The sequence below is a fragment of the Chromobacterium sp. Beijing genome (assembly GCF_021496765.1).
Classification (GTDB): Bacteria; Pseudomonadota; Gammaproteobacteria; order Burkholderiales; family Chromobacteriaceae; genus Chromobacterium.
Window position 1 is genome coordinate 3,436,473 of the sequence record NZ_CP053750.1, and the last position, 15,868, is coordinate 3,452,340.

Sequence of the window (15,868 nt, forward strand, 5' to 3'; positions counted from 1 at the left end):
TCCGTCTCCCGCCGCGCAGCAACAATTGGGTAAGCACCTCCATTTGAGGATACAATTTAGCCATTTACCGAATTCCGCCGGCCTTTACGCATGTTTAGCTTCTTCAAAAGAAAAACCCAATCCGAGCCCACGCCTCCGGCAACCGCCCCAGCGGAGCCGACGGCCGATATCCAGCCCGCCGCGCTGCCCGATGCGGACGCGCCAGCCACCCAGTCCGAAACGCGGACACCCGAGCCGCAGCAAGCGCAGCCCGAGCCGACGCCCCCGACGCCCGCCCCATCGCACCGGCTTCGCCGCCGGCGGCCGAGCCGCTTGAAGCCGAGCCGCTCTCGCTGAAGAAAATGAGCTGGGCCGAACGCCTGAAGGCCGGGCTGTCCAAAACCCGCGACAAGCTGGGTAAATCCCTGGCCGGCCTGTTTGGCGGCGGCAAGATAGACGAGGAGCTGTACGAAGAGCTGGAAACCGTGCTGCTCACCGCCGACATGGGGGTGGACGCTACCCTGCACCTGCTTAGCGACGTGCGCGAGCGCGTTTCGCTGAAAGGACTGAAAGACGCCTCGGAACTGAAAGACGCGTTGAAGGACTCGCTCAGCGACCTGATCTCGCCACTGGAAAAGCCGCTGGACGTCAGCGGCAAGAAACCTTTCGTCATCATGATGGCCGGCGTCAACGGCGCCGGCAAGACCACGTCGATAGGCAAGCTGGCCAAGTACTACCAGAGCCAGGGCAAGAGCGTGCTGCTCGCCGCCGGCGACACCTTCCGCGCCGCCGCGCGCGAACAGCTGATGGCCTGGGGCGAACGCAACAACGTCACCGTGATCGCCCAGCAAGGCGGCGACTCCGCCGCCGTCTGCTATGACGCGATCCAGGCCGCGGTCGCCCGCGGCATCGACATCGTGCTGGCAGACACCGCCGGCCGCCTGCCCACCCAGTTGCACCTGATGGAGGAAATCAAGAAGGTGAAGCGGGTGATCCAGAAAGCCTTGCCCGACGCGCCGCATGAAATCATCCTGGTGCTGGACGCCAATATCGGCCAGAACGCCATCACCCAGGTCAAGACCTTCGACGACGCCCTCGGCCTGACCGGGCTGATTCTGAGCAAGCTGGACGGCACGGCCAAGGGCGGCGTGATCGCGGCCATCGCCAAGCAACGTCCGGTTCCGCTGCGTTTTGTCGGCGTGGGCGAAAGCATAGACGACCTGCGGCCGTTCAAGGCCAAGGACTACATCGACGCGCTGTTCGACTGAACGCATCAGCCATTGCAAGCTCTCACTCTTGCCGTCACCAGCTAACGCGGGAACAGAATAATGATCCAGTTCGACCAGGTCACCAAGCGCTACCCAGGTGGCAATGAAGCCCTGAAAAACCTGTCTTTCAACATCGACACCGGCGAGATGGTCTTCCTCGCCGGCCATTCCGGCGCCGGCAAGTCCACCTTGCTCAAGCTGATCGCCGGCATAGAACGCGCCACCGCGGGCGGCGTCGTCGTCAACGGCCAGAACCTGTCCAAGCTGCGCTCCAGCCAGATCCCCTATGTGCGCCAGCATATCGGCCTGGTGTTTCAGGACCACAAGATCCTGTTCGACCGCAGCGTGTTCGACAACGTGATGCTGCCGCTGGACATCATCGGCTTCGATCGCCGCGACGCCGCCAAGCGCGTGCGCGCCGCGCTGGACAAAGTAGGCCTGCTCGGCAAGGAAAAGAGCATGCCGATCCGCCTGTCAGGCGGCGAGCAGCAGCGCCTGTGCATCGCCCGCGCCGTGGTGCACCGCCCCAGCATCCTGCTGGCCGACGAACCTTCCGCCAACCTGGACCGCGCCTATGCGCTGGACATCATGGAATTGTTCAAATCCTTCCACCAAGTGGGCGTCACCGTATTGATCTCCGCCCACGACGAGACCCTGATGGAAGACTACGGCCGCCGAATCATTCGCCTGCGGGAAGGACAATTTGCCGCATGAAACATTATCTCTATCTGAACTGGCAAAGCGCCAAACTCGCGCTGATCAAGATTCTGCGGCAACCTTTCGGCAGCCTGCTGACCTTGCTGATGCTGTCGCTGGCGCTGGCCTTGCCGCTCTCGCTTTATCTGGCCGTCAGCAGCGTGCAAGACTGGGTGGGCCGGCTGAGCGCCACGCCGCAAGTCACCCTGTTCATGGAACAGTCATCGGAAGAGGCGGACCTGGCCGCGGTGACCTCCACGCTGACGCATCATCCCAAAATCAAGAGCTACAGCTTCGTCAGCAAGAGCAAGGCGCTGGCCGATATGGAAAAGCGCAACGGCCTGCCGGGCCTGGCCGACGGTCTGGACAGCAATCCGCTGCCGGACGCCTTCGTGGTCACGCCGAAGGCGCTGGAGCCGCGTGAGCTGGAGATGCTGCAAAAAGAGCTCTCCGGCCTGCCCATGGTGGAACAGGCGCAATTCGACGCGGACTGGGCCAAGCGTTTGTACGGCATGGTGGAAATGGGCAAGCATCTGACCTGGTTCATGGCCATCGCCCTGGGCCTGGCGCTGGTGCTGGTGACCAATAACGCGATCCGGATGCAAATCCTGGCGCGCCAGGACGAAATCGAGGTGTCCAAATTGATAGGCGCGCCGGACAGTTTCATCCGCCGCCCCTTCATGTACCACGCGATGTGGCAAGGCATCCTGGCCGGCTTGGCCGCCTGGGCGCTGACCGGTTGGCTGACCTCGGTGGCCAATCCGGCGATTCGCGAATTCGCCCAGTTGTACGGCGAACGAGTGGAACTGCGCAATCTGAACCCGATCGAACTGGCAGTCGCCGTCGCCGTCTCCGCCCTGCTGGCGATGCTAGGCGCCCGCCTCGCCTCCGACCATCATCTGCGCAAGATTGAACCCAAATGAAACGCGGCCGTTTGCACGCGCATGTAAGCGGCGCAACAACTGTTAATCAGAGCGAACGGCGTCGGCGCACCGGCTACGCTACTATCGAGACGATAGAAAAAATCATTGACGCTGGAACCTTTCATTGCTAGCACTCTCCATATACGAGTGCTAACATATCACTACCCAAGGAGGTAGTTATACAGATGACCACAACATTTGCTTTGCCCGTCCCGTCCACCAGCGGCAGCCTGGAGCAATACATCCAAGCTGTGAACAGCGTACCCATGCTGACGCCTGAGCAGGAAAACGAGCTTGCAACGCGCTTCCAGGAGCAAAACGACCTGGAGGCCGCGCGCCAGCTGGTGCTCTCGCACCTGCGCGTGGTGGTATCGATTTCCCGCGGCTACTCCGGATACGGCCTGCCGCAAGCCGACTTGATTCAGGAAGGCAATATCGGCCTGATGAAAGCCGTCAAACGCTTCGAGCCTGATCGCGGCGTGCGCCTGTTTTCCTTTGCCGTGCACTGGATCAAGGCCGAGATTCACGAATTCATCCTGCGTAACTGGCGCCTGGTGCGCATCGCCACCACCAAGCCTCAGCGCAAGCTGTTCTTCAACCTGCGCAGCATGAAGAGCAGTTTCTCCGCGCTGTCGGAAAACGAGGCCCGCCAAATCGCTGCCGATCTGGGCGTCAAGCCGGAAGAAGTCCGCGAGATGGAAACCCGCATGAGCGGCCAGGACATCGCCTTGCTGGCGGACGATAACGACGACGACGGCTACGCGCCGATCGACTGGCTGGCCGATCATCACAATGAGCCCACCCGCGAGATGGAGCGCCGCGCGTTCGACCAGCTGCAGACCGAAGGCCTGCAACAGGCTTTGGCCACGCTGGACCCGCGCAGCCGCCGCATCGTTGAAGCGCGCTGGCTGGCCGACGACAGCGGCTCCACGCTGCACGAGCTGGCAGCCGAATTCGGCGTGTCCGCCGAGCGCATCCGCCAGATCGAAGCCAAGGCTTTGGGCAAAATGAAGACCGCCCTCAGCCAAGGCGTGGTGATAGAAGGCTAAGCGTCTTCCGCTCAATAAAAAACCACAGGCCTCAGCCTGTGGTTTTTTTGTGTCCCGAGCACGAGAAAGCGCTTACTCCAACATGGTCTGGTACTTCGCCGGCAGCTTGGCATAGGCCTCGCGGGCCACCGCGCGTAGAGGCTCCCATTCCGCCCTGTCATCGTCCAGCGTACCCAGAAACACGCCGGCGTAAGTGGGGAACGATGCCAGCGTCGTCCGCAAGGTCTGCTCCGCCTGAACCTGCTTTCCCGCCAAAATTTCCAACTGTGCGCGCTTCAGCATCACTTCCGGATAAGGACGGAACGCGGTCAGCCGGCTCTCCAGCGCCAGCTTGCGCTCAAGTTGCTCCGGCCCTACTTTCAAGTAGTCGTCCACGGTGTAAAGCGCATGGTAGGCGAACAGCGGCTTGGTGTCCGCGATCTCAATCAGACGCTCCATCCGCGTTGCATCGCGCTTGGCGTCATTGGTCGGCGTATACAAGCCCACCAGCTCCCAGAACATCGACAGACTGCTGATCGACAGCCAACCCACCCAAACCAGCGCCGCGAGCAGCGGCAGACGCAGCGGCCAAGCCAATTGCCTATCACCGCGCGGTGCCATTGCGGCGAAGATCACCAGCATTGCCAGGAAGTAGTAATACCACAGCGGATACTCCAACATGCTGTGCGTCAGCGTCACCGCCAGGCAGCCCAAAGCCAACACCCCTTCCAGGGTGGCGCGACGGCCAAAGAACGGCCACAGCGCCCAGGCAAAACCGCCGACGATCAACAAGGTGGCCACGCCGCCCATCTCGGCCAGCAATTGCAGCACCAGGTTATGGGAATTGGTGAACAAGCCGCTGTTGAAGCCGGATGCGGCGAATTGCGGCAGCGGCTGCAAACGCACGCTCTCCGCGGCAAACTGCGACCAACCCACCCCCGTCAGCGGATGCGACTGGAAGCTCAACCATGCTTTGTGCATTTCGGCGAAACGCCGCGAACCCATATCGTCGCCATTGGCCGCCAGACGGGCCAGGCCGGAAGTGTTCTGCAAGTTTTCATGCGTCAGCCAGGAAATCAGCTGATTGAACCAAGGCAGGGCGAACTGCATCGCCAATACTACCAGGCAAGACAACCACATCGCCCACAGCATCCGGCGCGACTCCGCGCTGCCGATGCGCCAATGCCACAGCGCGGCCAGAGCGGACAAAGCCACCAAGTACAATAGAATGGTTCGCGAACCTGCCCAGCCCAACATCAAGGCCAGGCCGAGCACCAGTATCGCCAAACCCCAACGCGGCAGCCGGCCGGCCGCGTACAAATACACGCCGGCCACTACCGACCACATCAAATAATGCGCGTATTGATTGCGCTGGCCGATATGGCCAAAAATATTACTGGTGGGATGCGAGCCATCGTAAAACAAGCCCAGCTCCGCGGCGTAACCGGTCAACTGAGCCACGCCTATCGCCGCCTGCACCAAGCCGCCCACAATCAAGGCCCAGGCCAACCAGACCGCGAACGGCCGCTCCCCCATTTCCTCGCGCAAGGACACGGTGACAGCCGCGAGCAAGCCCGCAGCCAGCCAGGCCAAGGCGGTGGCGTAATTCATCCCGGGGAACAAGGCCTCCACCCAGAACGGCTGCCCGGCCCACAGCAGGCCCATGGCCAGACACCACCAGGCGCTGCGCGGCATGTAGCGGAATAACGATCCGCTAGGCAACAAGAAGACCGCCGCCGCCAGCAGCAGCCAGACCACATTGATTTCGCCAAACCACTGCGGCAGCGGCACATAGTGGATGCGCGAGGCGAAAGGCAGGATGGCGATGAGGCATAGGGCCAGCATCGCCAGAAATGTGGAAAATCTTTGAGCACTCATATTACGGCAGTCGTTTGCTAGATGGAGGACGCAGGATACCTCAAGCAGGCGCTCAAACAAACCGCAGCCTAGCGGTCAAAACAAGGGCTTGCGCGTCACGGGCGCGGCAACGGTCATCACTGCGGCACGCTGCGCAGCTTGGCTATAGGCAGGGTACTTTGCATAGGCTTGGGCGGCAATCAGCGCCACGTCCTTCAAAGGCGTAACATTAGGTTCAGGAACCCTTGCCAACATTTCTGAAAACTCTTTGACGTAATCTGGATAATTGGCAATTGCAACTTTTAACGACTGCAAGGCCTCCCTCTGCTGGTCGTTTAACGCTTGAAAAATGGCTAATTTTATCAAAACATTAGGGTAGGGTCGATAACTTGCCAGCGAGTTAAAATGAGCCAACTTTATATCCAGTTGCTCGCGACTCGGCAGCATATAATTACCAATAACTAGATCAACCTCTCTTGCGAAGAAAGGATTCTTACTCATTGAGGACAACTGCTCCAAGCGCAATATATTTTCTTTTTCCTCAACAACCGGAAAATTATTCCTAACAATCACAAAAAATGGGAACACCCCTAAAACAAAATACAAAATGAATCCAAATCCAAAAACACAGGAAAATATTTTCAGAAGCGCTGGTCGAAGCAAAAAAGCATGCCCTCTATTTCCTGCCAACGCACAGATCAATATAAGCATGATCAAAAACGGCATGTACCACAATGGATACTCAAACATGCTATGCGTCAACAGCACCATCAGCACACACAACATCCAGAAAGATTCTATCTTCTTTTTTGCCCCGATCACAAACCACCAGATATAAAAAACAAAACCTAACGCAATAGGTAGGACTCCTGCCAGCCCAGACTCTGCCAAAAGTTGGAAAAATAAATTATGGCTATGGGTAAACAACCAACTTTCTGAAAACTTTGGCAACCCCGCCATCAACTCCATCTTTGCGGCTTCCGCGGCAAAGCCCCCCAGCCAAGCCCAAACCATGGGTGCTGAGAAAACATCAACCACGCCTTAGTCCATTCAATGCGTCTTTTTGCAGCAAATCCCCCATCTGAGATACGTTCCGCTCCGCTAACCACATCAACAGACAATCCCATATAATTTAGAAATGCAACAATATCACGACTCCAAATTTGAAATATCGCAATTAATAATACTGCGATTGACACAGCCATCGCTAATCGGCCGAGCTCTTTTTGCGCTCTTTCTTTTCTAAACCAATACCAAACCAATACACTAGCCAACAAAGCATAAATCAAAGGCAAGCGAGCACCAGACCATGACATCGAAAGCACAACTGGGAGCAAACACAATACAGCAAACACCACTCTAAGTTTATTAATCGCATACAAATAACAGATAGACAACACACCCCAAAACAGAAAATTAGCGTACTGGTTACGCTGAGCAATATTTCCTATCACAGCATTAGATTTTGGATCATACACAACAAACCCATTAAAAAGATAGGCTAACTTTACTGCTTGCAATATACCCACCAACGATTGCAACAATGAAAAAAAGGTGACTACACAGGCAAGCACAAAGATCAGATTATCGGCATCCGATATACTGAGACAACTTCTAAGCAAAATAGAAAACAGGGCCAACCCAATAAACAATAGTGCCAAGTAGCCATAAAAACTGGAATGCAACACAGAAAAAGCAAGCGCAAGTAGGACCAGTTCAAGCCACGAAACAAGGACTCTATCAATACTCAATAGACACAAGCCACACATGGCCACACCAAGAAGCGCAAGTGCAGAAGCATCAGAAAACCAATCCGGAAGTGGTGCATAGCGCAGCCAACTTAAAAATGGGGCAGAAACTGATAGGGCAATAAAAAAATAAACTAATATCTTTATATTTTTATTCATAATAAAAGGGTGCCTTTCGGCACCCCCATTTCAACAAAAATTAAACATCAGTTACCAGCTCGGCAGTTTGCTGGCAACCATTGATCTTTAACACCATTGGAACTCGCCTTCGCACAAATCCATATAATCGACCCTCCTGATGCAGAGGGAGTCAAAGTCAATTTATTGTTAGTAGAATCCACAAGTGTCGTACTGTACGTCACAGTAAGCACCCCACTAGCACCGACAGAAAGGTCAGTCACCGAATTACCCGTAATAGTAGTTTGCAATCCAGCAGAGGCATTGCTTGTCGGAAATGAGCCATTTGAAGCATAGTACTCTGCCACAGCAGTTTTTGCAGCAGAAGCCAGACTCAGACCCTCAGAAACTCTGGCCCGCTTCGTGTAGTCCTGATAAGCGGGAATGGCAATCGCGGCGAGAATACCAATGATAGCAACAACTATCATCAGCTCGATAAGAGTAAAACCTTGTTGGGATTTTTGCATTGAAAGCTCCATTCATTAATGGCAAGACGAAGGCACATATTGGGCATAAGCCGCATCAGTAGAGCACGACCACGCTATAGTACCACTACTCACTACTGGGGTAAAAACTACAGACAAACCAGAGACCACACTATTATTAAACAGCACAGTCACCGTACTGACTCCGCTACTGACTCCAACCTGCACATTACTGACATAATTTCCCGCCAAAGTATCAGGCAAACCCGCACTGGCATTGGTGCTTGGCCAAGTATTGCCCGCCAGATAGAATTCAGACACCGAGGTCTTTGCCTGATCTGCATAAGTTAGACCTTCCGCCACCTTGGCTCGAATCGTATAATTCTGATAAGCCGGAATCGCAATCGCCGCCAAAATACCGATAATAGCGACAACAATCATTAGTTCAATCAAGGTAAAACCAGCCGCCTTCCTCATTGCTCGGCTCCAAGGCTTGTTTTATAGGGTGTAGCTTATGCAGAAATCATGCCACCCCCTCTTCCACTCCCATTCCAATCAATCTGACAGGCATCAACAGCGCAACAGGTAGAAATGTGACGTTTTTGGTCAGTCCGCTGCCTTCGCCCTCCCTGTGATAGCATCGAATGCTTAGTCTGAATACATAGAACAGATATGAGTGATAACCAAGACTGGCTGCAACGCAGCTTCAACACCGTCTGGCACCCCTGCACCCAGATGAAACGTCATGAGGCTTTGCCCATCGTGCCCATCGCCAGCGCCGACGGCGTCTGGCTGAGCGACTTCGACGGCAAGCGCTATCTCGACGGGGTCAGCTCCTGGTGGGTCAATCTGTTTGGCCATGGTCAGCCTCGGATCAAGCAGGCGATCAAGGATCAGCTGGACAAGCTGGAGCACGTGATGTTGGCGGGCTTTACGCATCAGCCCGTGGTGGAGCTGTCGGAACGTCTGGCCAAGCTCAGCGGCCTGGCCCACGTGTTCTATGGATCCGACGGCGCCAGCGCCACGGAAATTGCGCTCAAGATGAGCTTCCACTATTGGCGCAACCAGGGGCAAGCGGACAAGGCCCGCTTCATCAGCCTGGAAAACAGTTACCACGGCGAAACCGTCGGCGCCCTGGCCGTGACCGACGTTCCCTTGTTTTCCAACACTTACGCCGGCTTGCTGAAGCCGGGCCTGCGCGCGCCGTCTCCGGACGCCCGCCGCGCGCTGCCCGGTGAAAGCGCGGCCGATGCCGCGCTCAGAGCGATCCAGGCGCTGGAAAGCCTGCTGGCCAAACACGCGGGGGAAGTGGCCGCCGTCATCGTGGAGCCCTTGGTTCAAGGCGCGGCCGGGATGGCGATGTACGATCCGCTGTATCTGAGCGAGCTGCGCCGGCTGTGCGATCAATATCAGGTGCACTTGATCGCCGATGAGATCGCCGTCGGCTTTGGCCGGACCGGCAGTCTGTTCGCCTACCAGCAAGCCGACATCACGCCGGACTTTCTCTGTCTGTCCAAAGGCATTACCGGCGGCTTCCTGCCGCTCTCCTGCGTGTTGACCAGCCATCCGATTTACCAGGCCTTCTATCACGATGACGTCACCCGCGGTTTCTTGCATTCGCACAGCTATACCGGCAATGCGCTGGCCTGCGCCGCGGCCCTGGCGGTGCTGGATATCTTTGCGGAGGAAGATGTCCTGGCCGTCAACGCCGCCAAGGCCCAGCGCCTCAACACGCTGATGGCTGGCTTGCGGGCACGGCCGGATGTCAGGGATTTCCGTCACCGCGGCATGATCTGGGCCTTCGAGGTCGACACCGCTCGAGCCGATTTCGCCCAGGCCTGCTTTGCCGCGATGCTGCGCCGCGGATGCCTGCTGCGTCCGATCGGCAACACCGTTTACTTCATGCCGCCCTACTCGATCACCGACGAGGAAATGGCCTTCCTGATCGCCGCCACCGAAGCCACGCTGGAGGAACTGGCGCGCGCATCCAACACCGCCGACGGCCAAAGCATCGCTTTGCCGTGATCCTCCTTGCCATGGCGGGGTGAGTGCCCATAGCATGCGATTTGGCAAGATTTACATTGTGAATCGCCTTGCATGCCGCCGCTCATCCTGCCAGAACAAACTATGGATCCTCTGCTGATAGATACTCAACCGGATAGTGTGGCGGCATGGCTGGAGCGGCTGCCCTTCACCGACCTGCCCGAATGCGGACGCTTATTGAGCCAGTCCCTGCAAAACCTGTCCCGGGTTCCGCTGGACAGCCATTTGCGCCACAAGCTGCTGAAGCTGTATCTAAAAGCGGTGGACCGCTATTACCCGCTGCTGGAAAACGAGATTCGTCAGCACGACAGCCTGGGCACGCCAAAAGTGCGACAGCTGGCCTTGCTCAGCGTCGAGCTGTTTGCAATGATTTTCATCACTTTCAAACAGACGCTGCACGATCGCCTTGCCAAGCGCAGCCTGCTGGATCGCGAACATCCGAAAATCGAGCTGATGGCCTACACCATGATGGCGGCGCGCCAGTTGCTAAGCATCAGCCAGCAATGTTATAGCCCGATCACGCCGGACTTCTGGTATGACTGCCACCAGCTGCATATCTTCGCCAGCAGCCGCGGCTGGCAGGACAAGGGTCTGGCCAACGACGACTCCATCCAGACCATTTATCTGCAAATTCTGCTGATGGGACTGACGCCCAGCAATCGTCTCGCCCCCACCGAGCAGGCCTTGTCGCGGCAGTTGATCTTCGACCTGGCCGCCAAGGCCCGGCTGATCCCGGTGGAAGCCTTGACTCAGCCGGTGCACGGCTATCTGGTGGACCAACAGATCGATTCCCCGCCGCGCTTTCTGCCGATTTCCGCAAGCAAATTGGGCCCCGGCTGCTTTCTGCTGGATCTGGAGCCGCTGCGCGACATTCTGGAGAAAAGCCGCGAAGCGCTGCAAAAGGCGCAGAACAATCGCCAACAAGGCCTGATGATAGACGAGTTGCAGCTCTTGTCCCTTTTGGTGGAGGAATGGCATCAGCCCAAACGCCGCCGCCACCCGCGGCTCAAGACCCAAACCATTATTGAAATCGTCGCCGCGCTGCCGGGCATCTGGTTCCATCGCAACGATCTGAGCTGGCAGTTACCCGGCATCGCCGCGGAAGAGGACACGCCGCGCCAACGCCCTCCGCCGCCGCCCTGCTTGCTGGCTATTTCCAACCAGAGCGACAACGGCCTGCTGCTGCACGGCCAACCGCGCGATCAATCTTTGCGCGCCGGCGAGTTGCTACTGGTCACGCCGCCCAATCAACCGGAAAACGCCAAGCTGGGCATCGCTCGCTGGGTCGCGTTGCGCGCGGACGGGCGGGAGATCGAATGCGGCGTGGAGTTCATCGGCGGGCCGCCCCAGCCCGCGCTGGCCGTGCCCAGCATTACCCATCCCGGCGACAGCTTTCAGTTCGTCTTGCTGCTGGCCACGCCTGCCGGCGCGCCCAAACTGCTGTTGATGGCGGGACGCCCGTATAGCCAGTTGCGCGAATTCCGCCTGCACGACGGCGAAGGGGAAAGCCTGATCCGGGTGTCGCGTCTGCACGCGCAGACTCCGCTGTTCCAGATCATGGAATACCGCGACAGCGAGCATTTCTGATCCAGATCAAGCTTTTATCGTGCCGCCTGGCCGGCCGGATGCCGCTGCCCGGATCAAAGCCCTTGTAATCAACGGGCTGGCGCCATCGCTTGGCCGCCGGCGGACGCCCTCGCCGCTGGAGACGGTCCGCCCCCCGTTTTTTCGGGTACACTCCCCCGCATCTATCGTTTTCGACTTATGGAGTTTTGGATGCGCTCGGTTATTCACGCCGCAGACCGGATTGTGGTCAAGGTGGGTTCCAGTCTCGTCACCAATGACGGCAAGGGCCTGGACAGGGCGGCGCTTGATCGCTGGGCCGCGGAGATCGCCGAGCTGAAGCGGCGCGGCAAACAGGTGGTGCTGGTTTCCAGCGGCGCAATCGCCGAGGGCTGCCAACGCTTGGGCTGGACCGTGCGCCCCAAGGGCGTGCACGAATTGCAGGCCGCGGCGGCGGTCGGCCAGATGGGCCTGTGCCAGGCCTACGAAACCGCCTTCCGCGGCTTTGGCCTGCAAACCGCGCAAATCCTGCTGACCCACGAGGACCTGGCCGACCGCACCCGTTACCTGAACGCCCGCTCCACGCTGACCAGCCTGTTGAACCTGAACGCGGTGCCCATCATCAACGAGAACGACACCGTGGTCACCGACGAAATCCGCTTCGGCGACAACGACACCCTGGGCGCGCTGGTGACCAATCTGATCGAGGCCGACGCGCTGATCATTCTCACCGATCAGCAAGGCCTGTACAGCGCTGACCCGCGCAAACACCCGGACGCGGAATTCATCCACGAAGCCGTCGCCGGCGAAGCCCGGCTGGAAGAGATGGCCGGCGGCGCCGGCTCCAGCGTGGGCACCGGCGGCATGATCACCAAGATTCTCGCCGCCAAGCGCGCGGCGCGCAGCGGCGCGGCCACCGTGATCGCCTGCGGCCGCGAGCATCAAGTGCTGTCGCGCCTGGCGGACGGCGAAGGCATCGGCACCCAGTTGCTGCCGCCCACCAGCCGCATGGCGGCGCGCAAGCAATGGCTGGCGGATCATCTGAAGCTGTCCGGCCGTCTGGTGCTGGACGCCGGCGCGGCGCTGGCGGTGCGGGAACGCGGCACCAGCCTGCTGCCTATCGGCGTTTGCGCAGTGGAAGGCGATTTCCTCCGCGGCGAGGCGGTGGCCTGCGTCGATCAGGAAGGCAAGGAAGTGGCGCGCGGCCTGGTCAACTACAGTTCCAGCGAAGCGCGCACCATCATGCAAAAACCCACCCGCGAGATCGAGGCCGCGCTGGGCTATATGATCGAACCGGAACTGATCCATCGCGACAATATGGTCGCGCTGTGACGGAGGCGGAGGCGCCGCGGCGCCTTCGCTCCGCTTCCCTTTTTACCCTCCCATTCTTTGAACTTAAGGATTCACGCGTATGAAAAAGCTGGCCCTTTCGGCGCTTCTGGCTCTGACTTGGGGCTCGGCAATGGCCGAGGACGTACTCCATATCTACAACTGGAACAACGCCTTGTCCGCAGACACCGCCAAGCGTTTCGAACAATCGTGCAAATGCAGGCTGGTGCAGGACTATTACGGGACAACGAGGAAATGCTGGCCAAGCTGGCCGCCGGCGCCAAAGGCTACGACATGGTGTTTCCCACCGCCTTCGCCGTCAGCACGCTGATCAAGCAGGGCAAGACCCAGCCGCTGAACAAGGCGCTGCTGCCCAACTGGAAAAACCTCAATGCCGGCTATCTGAGCCTGAACGCGCCGTTCGACGCCGGCAACAAGGTGGCCGCGCCCACCGTGGTGTCGCTGACCTTGCTAGGCTACAACGAAACCCAGTTGCAAAAAGCCGGCGTGCTGCCGCAGGCCAACAGCTGGGCGCTGATCTTCGATCCCGCGGTGCTGGCCAAGATCAAGGGCAGGGTCACCGTGCTGGATTCTCAGCGCGAACTGATGTCCGCCGCCCTGCTCTATCTGGGCAAGGACGCCAACTCCGTCCAGCCAGCAGACTGGAAGGCCGCGGCCGGCGTGATCCGCAAAGCCAAGCCCTATTGGGCCGCCTTCAACAACCAGAGCTATATCAAAGAGCTGACCGTCGGCAATATCTGGGTGGCACACGGCTATTCCAACGATCTGTTCCAGGCGCAGCAGGACGCGCAGCACGCCAAACGCCCATTCAAGCTGGCTTACCAGCCGCAGAAAGAAGGCAATATCCTGGCGGTGGACAATATGGTGGTGTTGAAGGACGCCCCGCGTCCGGACCTGGCGCACCGCTTCATCAATTTCATGCTGGACGGCAAGAACGCCGCCGAGATTTCCAACCAGATCGGCGCGACCAATCCGGTCAAGGCGGCCGAGGCCTTCTTCAAACCGCAGATCAAGGCCAATCCGGTGATCATGCTGGAGCCGGCCAAGGGCAAATACGTGGCGCTGAAAGATCTGGACGTGAAATCCCGCCGCGATCTGAACCGCTTGTGGTCGCAAATCAAGATCGGCCGCTGAGCCGCGCCGCGCTTCAAAGAAAAATCCCGGTCCATGACCGGGATTTTTTCATTCGTCGGAGGCCTGCTCGCCTTTGCGCATCTCCACCGCCTTCATGATCACATAGGCCAGCATCGCGCACAGGAAGAACAACAACATCACCCAGGCAATCGAGCGCAGGGTGTCGATGAAGGTATTGAACAGCTCCAGCAACCAGCGTTCGCCGGTCAGCTCCATCACCGTGCTGCCCTTGCCCGCCGCCGGCGGCAGGTACTTCTCCAGCGCCCACTGCCGCACGCCGCCGGACACGCCGGTGACCACGATGGCGAAGAAAATGTACTTGCGCCAGGCATCGGTCAAATCCCGTCCCAGGACTCGCGCCAGAATCTTGTTGACCGCCGGATCGAAAAAGCGCGCGGTGAAAATCGAAGTGGCGATCGCCACCGCCAAGGTCAGGCCGAACAAAGCGTAGAACATAATCATCCCCCGCCGCAGCGGAATGCGTGAAAGCAGGCATTGTACGCCCGCGCGGCGGCGGCGGCGATCAAGGGATGGCCATGCTGCTGCGCGCAAGCGACAGCGCCGGCCGGCGCGTCAATCCCGCAACGGCAGCCCAAAGTGCTGATAGGCCAACGCCGTCGCCATCCGGCCGCGCGGAGTGCGCTGCAGATAGCCTTGCTGAATCAGGAAGGGCTCGATCACGTCTTCTATGGTGTCGGTGGATTCGCCGATGGCGGCCGCGACGTTGTCCAGCCCCACCGGCCCGCCGGAGAACTTCTCCAGAATGGCCTGCAGCAGTTTGCGGTCCATGACGTCCAGGCCGGCCGGGTCCACGTCCAGCATCGCCAGCGCGGCGTCCGCCACCTGGGCGCTGACCACCCCGTCGGCCCGAACCTCGGCGTAATCCCGCACCCGGCGCAGCAGCCGGTTGGCGATGCGCGGCGTGCCGCGGCTGCGGCGCGCCACTTCGAACGCGCCGTCGTCGGCCAGCTTGACGTTCAACAAGCCGGCGGAACGGCTGACGATGCGGGTCAGTTCCTCCGCGTTGTAGAACTCCAGCCGCGCGACGATGCCGAAACGGTCGCGCAGCGGATTGGTCAGCATGCCCGCGCGGGTGGTGGCCCCCACCAGGGTGAACGGCGGCAGATCGATCTTGACCGAACGCGCCGCCGGCCCCTCGCCTATCATGATGTCGATCTGATAATCCTCCAGCGCCGGATAGAGGATTTCCTCCACCACCGGGCTCAGCCGGTGGATCTCGTCGATGAACAGCACATCGTGCGGCTCCAGATTGGTCAGCAAGGCGGCCAGATCGCCCGCCCGCTCCAGCACCGGCCCCGAGGTCTGGCGCAAATTCACCCCCATTTCGCGGGCGACGATGTGCGCCAGCGTGGTCTTGCCCAGGCCGGGCGGGCCGAACAGCAGCACGTGGTCCAGCGCTTCGCTGCGGCGCTTGGCCGCTTCGATGAAGATCTCCAGCTGTTCGCGCGCCTTCTTCTGGCCGACGTACTCGTCCAGCTGCTTGGGCCGCAAGGCGCGCTCCAGCGCCTCCTCCTGGCTGGACAGGCTTTGCTGGGTGACGATGCGCGGCTCGGGCGCGCCGCCGTACAGGTTGTCGGTTTCAATCATGGTGTCAGCCGCCGGCCAAAAAAACGAATGCCCAATCTTACCACCGCGCTATAATCGCCGCTGGCCCGC

Annotated in this window: 14 protein-coding genes and 1 pseudogene; 8 read left to right on the forward strand and 7 right to left on the reverse strand. The window is 59.2% G+C overall.

Annotated elements, in window-relative coordinates:
• Nucleotides 1–90 precede the first annotated feature (90 nt).
• The 4 genes and pseudogenes from ftsY to rpoH all read left to right on the forward strand — a co-directional run bounded on the left by ftsY (nucleotide 91) and on the right by rpoH (nucleotide 3,915).
• Nucleotides 91–1,247: pseudogene (gene ftsY / locus HQN78_RS15905) on the forward strand (signal recognition particle-docking protein FtsY).
• A gap of 60 nt (nucleotides 1,248–1,307) precedes the next feature.
• Nucleotides 1,308–1,961, forward strand: a complete 654-nt coding sequence (ftsE, locus tag HQN78_RS15910; protein WP_043592279.1) for a cell division ATP-binding protein FtsE — start codon at nucleotides 1,308–1,310, stop codon at nucleotides 1,959–1,961.
• The gene (gene ftsX / locus HQN78_RS15915) at nucleotides 1,958–2,866 is read left to right on the forward strand and encodes a permease-like cell division protein FtsX (RefSeq protein ID WP_107797924.1); all 909 of its coding nucleotides are present in this window, start codon (nucleotides 1,958–1,960) and stop codon (nucleotides 2,864–2,866) included. The genes ftsE and ftsX overlap by 4 nt, the downstream gene beginning before the upstream one ends.
• 185 nt (nucleotides 2,867–3,051) lie before the next feature.
• Complete coding sequence (rpoH, locus tag HQN78_RS15920) at nucleotides 3,052–3,915, forward strand: RNA polymerase sigma factor RpoH (protein WP_235084829.1); 864 nt, start codon at nucleotides 3,052–3,054, stop codon at nucleotides 3,913–3,915.
• Between the two features lie 72 nt (nucleotides 3,916–3,987).
• On the opposite strand, the gene HQN78_RS15925 is transcribed toward rpoH, so the two are convergent.
• The 5 genes from HQN78_RS15925 to HQN78_RS15945 form a co-directional block, all read right to left on the reverse strand.
• Nucleotides 3,988–5,772 carry a PglL family O-oligosaccharyltransferase gene (locus HQN78_RS15925; protein WP_235084832.1) on the reverse strand — a complete coding sequence of 595 codons (1,785 nt, stop codon included), beginning with the start codon at nucleotides 5,770–5,772 and terminating at the stop codon, nucleotides 3,988–3,990.
• A 75-nt stretch (nucleotides 5,773–5,847) separates the two neighbouring features.
• Nucleotides 5,848–6,789 (reverse strand): PglL family O-oligosaccharyltransferase, encoded by a 942-nt coding sequence (locus HQN78_RS15930; RefSeq protein WP_235084834.1) that lies wholly within the window; start codon nucleotides 6,787–6,789, stop codon nucleotides 5,848–5,850.
• A complete protein-coding gene (locus tag HQN78_RS15935; RefSeq protein ID WP_235084837.1) occupies nucleotides 6,711–7,658 on the reverse strand; it encodes a pilin glycosylation ligase domain-containing protein in 948 nt (315 codons plus the stop codon). The genes HQN78_RS15930 and HQN78_RS15935 overlap by 79 nt, the downstream gene beginning before the upstream one ends.
• Before the next feature lie 47 nt (nucleotides 7,659–7,705).
• Nucleotides 7,706–8,143: a pilin gene (locus HQN78_RS15940; protein WP_235084839.1), complete on the reverse strand. Its 438-nt coding sequence runs from the start codon at nucleotides 8,141–8,143 to the stop codon at nucleotides 7,706–7,708.
• A gap of 15 nt (nucleotides 8,144–8,158) precedes the next feature.
• Nucleotides 8,159–8,578 (reverse strand): pilin, encoded by a 420-nt coding sequence (locus HQN78_RS15945; RefSeq protein ID WP_304502819.1) that lies wholly within the window; start codon nucleotides 8,576–8,578, stop codon nucleotides 8,159–8,161.
• Between the two features lie 195 nt (nucleotides 8,579–8,773).
• On the opposite strand from HQN78_RS15945, the gene HQN78_RS15955 reads away from it, so the two are divergent.
• From HQN78_RS15955 to HQN78_RS15970, 4 genes are all read left to right on the forward strand, one after another.
• Nucleotides 8,774–10,126: an adenosylmethionine--8-amino-7-oxononanoate transaminase gene (locus HQN78_RS15955; RefSeq protein WP_235084841.1), complete on the forward strand. Its 1,353-nt coding sequence runs from the start codon at nucleotides 8,774–8,776 to the stop codon at nucleotides 10,124–10,126.
• Nucleotides 10,127–10,228: 102 nt separating this feature from the next.
• Complete coding sequence (locus HQN78_RS15960) at nucleotides 10,229–11,731, forward strand: hypothetical protein (RefSeq protein ID WP_235084843.1); 1,503 nt, start codon at nucleotides 10,229–10,231, stop codon at nucleotides 11,729–11,731.
• 189 nt (nucleotides 11,732–11,920) lie between these two features.
• Complete coding sequence (proB, locus tag HQN78_RS15965; protein WP_107797916.1) at nucleotides 11,921–13,039, forward strand: glutamate 5-kinase; 1,119 nt, start codon at nucleotides 11,921–11,923, stop codon at nucleotides 13,037–13,039.
• A gap of 213 nt (nucleotides 13,040–13,252) precedes the next feature.
• Nucleotides 13,253–14,191, forward strand: a complete 939-nt coding sequence (locus tag HQN78_RS15970) for a PotD/PotF family extracellular solute-binding protein (RefSeq protein WP_235089838.1) — start codon at nucleotides 13,253–13,255, stop codon at nucleotides 14,189–14,191.
• A 48-nt stretch (nucleotides 14,192–14,239) separates the two neighbouring features.
• Here the strand turns inward: HQN78_RS15970 and HQN78_RS15975 are convergent, their stop codons facing one another.
• Both HQN78_RS15975 and ruvB read right to left on the reverse strand, forming a co-directional pair.
• Complete coding sequence (locus HQN78_RS15975) at nucleotides 14,240–14,647, reverse strand: hypothetical protein (RefSeq protein ID WP_107797914.1); 408 nt, start codon at nucleotides 14,645–14,647, stop codon at nucleotides 14,240–14,242.
• Nucleotides 14,648–14,764: 117 nt separating this feature from the next.
• Nucleotides 14,765–15,799 carry a Holliday junction branch migration DNA helicase RuvB gene (gene ruvB / locus HQN78_RS15980; RefSeq protein ID WP_107797913.1) on the reverse strand — a complete coding sequence of 345 codons (1,035 nt, stop codon included), beginning with the start codon at nucleotides 15,797–15,799 and terminating at the stop codon, nucleotides 14,765–14,767.
• Between the last annotated feature and the right edge of the window lie 69 nt (nucleotides 15,800–15,868).

Excerpts from the sequence above, each read along its gene's own strand:
- ftsE (WP_043592279.1), top strand. The coding sequence starts at position 1,308 with ATGATCCAGTTCGACCAGGTCACCAAGCGCTACCCAGGTGGCAATGAA.
- ftsX (WP_107797924.1), top strand. The coding sequence starts at position 1,958 with ATGAAACATTATCTCTATCTGAACTGGCAAAGCGCCAAACTCGCGCTG.
- rpoH (WP_235084829.1), top strand. The coding sequence starts at position 3,052 with ATGACCACAACATTTGCTTTGCCCGTCCCGTCCACCAGCGGCAGCCTG.
- HQN78_RS15925 (WP_235084832.1), bottom strand. The coding sequence starts at position 5,772 with ATGAGTGCTCAAAGATTTTCCACATTTCTGGCGATGCTGGCCCTATGC.
- HQN78_RS15935 (WP_235084837.1), bottom strand. The coding sequence starts at position 7,658 with ATGAATAAAAATATAAAGATATTAGTTTATTTTTTTATTGCCCTATCA.
- HQN78_RS15940 (WP_235084839.1), bottom strand. The coding sequence starts at position 8,143 with ATGCAAAAATCCCAACAAGGTTTTACTCTTATCGAGCTGATGATAGTT.
- HQN78_RS15945 (WP_304502819.1), bottom strand. The coding sequence starts at position 8,578 with ATGAGGAAGGCGGCTGGTTTTACCTTGATTGAACTAATGATTGTTGTC.
- HQN78_RS15955 (WP_235084841.1), top strand. The coding sequence starts at position 8,774 with ATGAGTGATAACCAAGACTGGCTGCAACGCAGCTTCAACACCGTCTGG.
- HQN78_RS15960 (WP_235084843.1), top strand. The coding sequence starts at position 10,229 with ATGGATCCTCTGCTGATAGATACTCAACCGGATAGTGTGGCGGCATGG.
- proB (WP_107797916.1), top strand. The coding sequence starts at position 11,921 with ATGCGCTCGGTTATTCACGCCGCAGACCGGATTGTGGTCAAGGTGGGT.
- HQN78_RS15970 (WP_235089838.1), top strand. The coding sequence starts at position 13,253 with ATGCAGGCTGGTGCAGGACTATTACGGGACAACGAGGAAATGCTGGCC.
- HQN78_RS15975 (WP_107797914.1), bottom strand. The coding sequence starts at position 14,647 with ATGTTCTACGCTTTGTTCGGCCTGACCTTGGCGGTGGCGATCGCCACT.
- ruvB (WP_107797913.1), bottom strand. The coding sequence starts at position 15,799 with ATGATTGAAACCGACAACCTGTACGGCGGCGCGCCCGAGCCGCGCATC.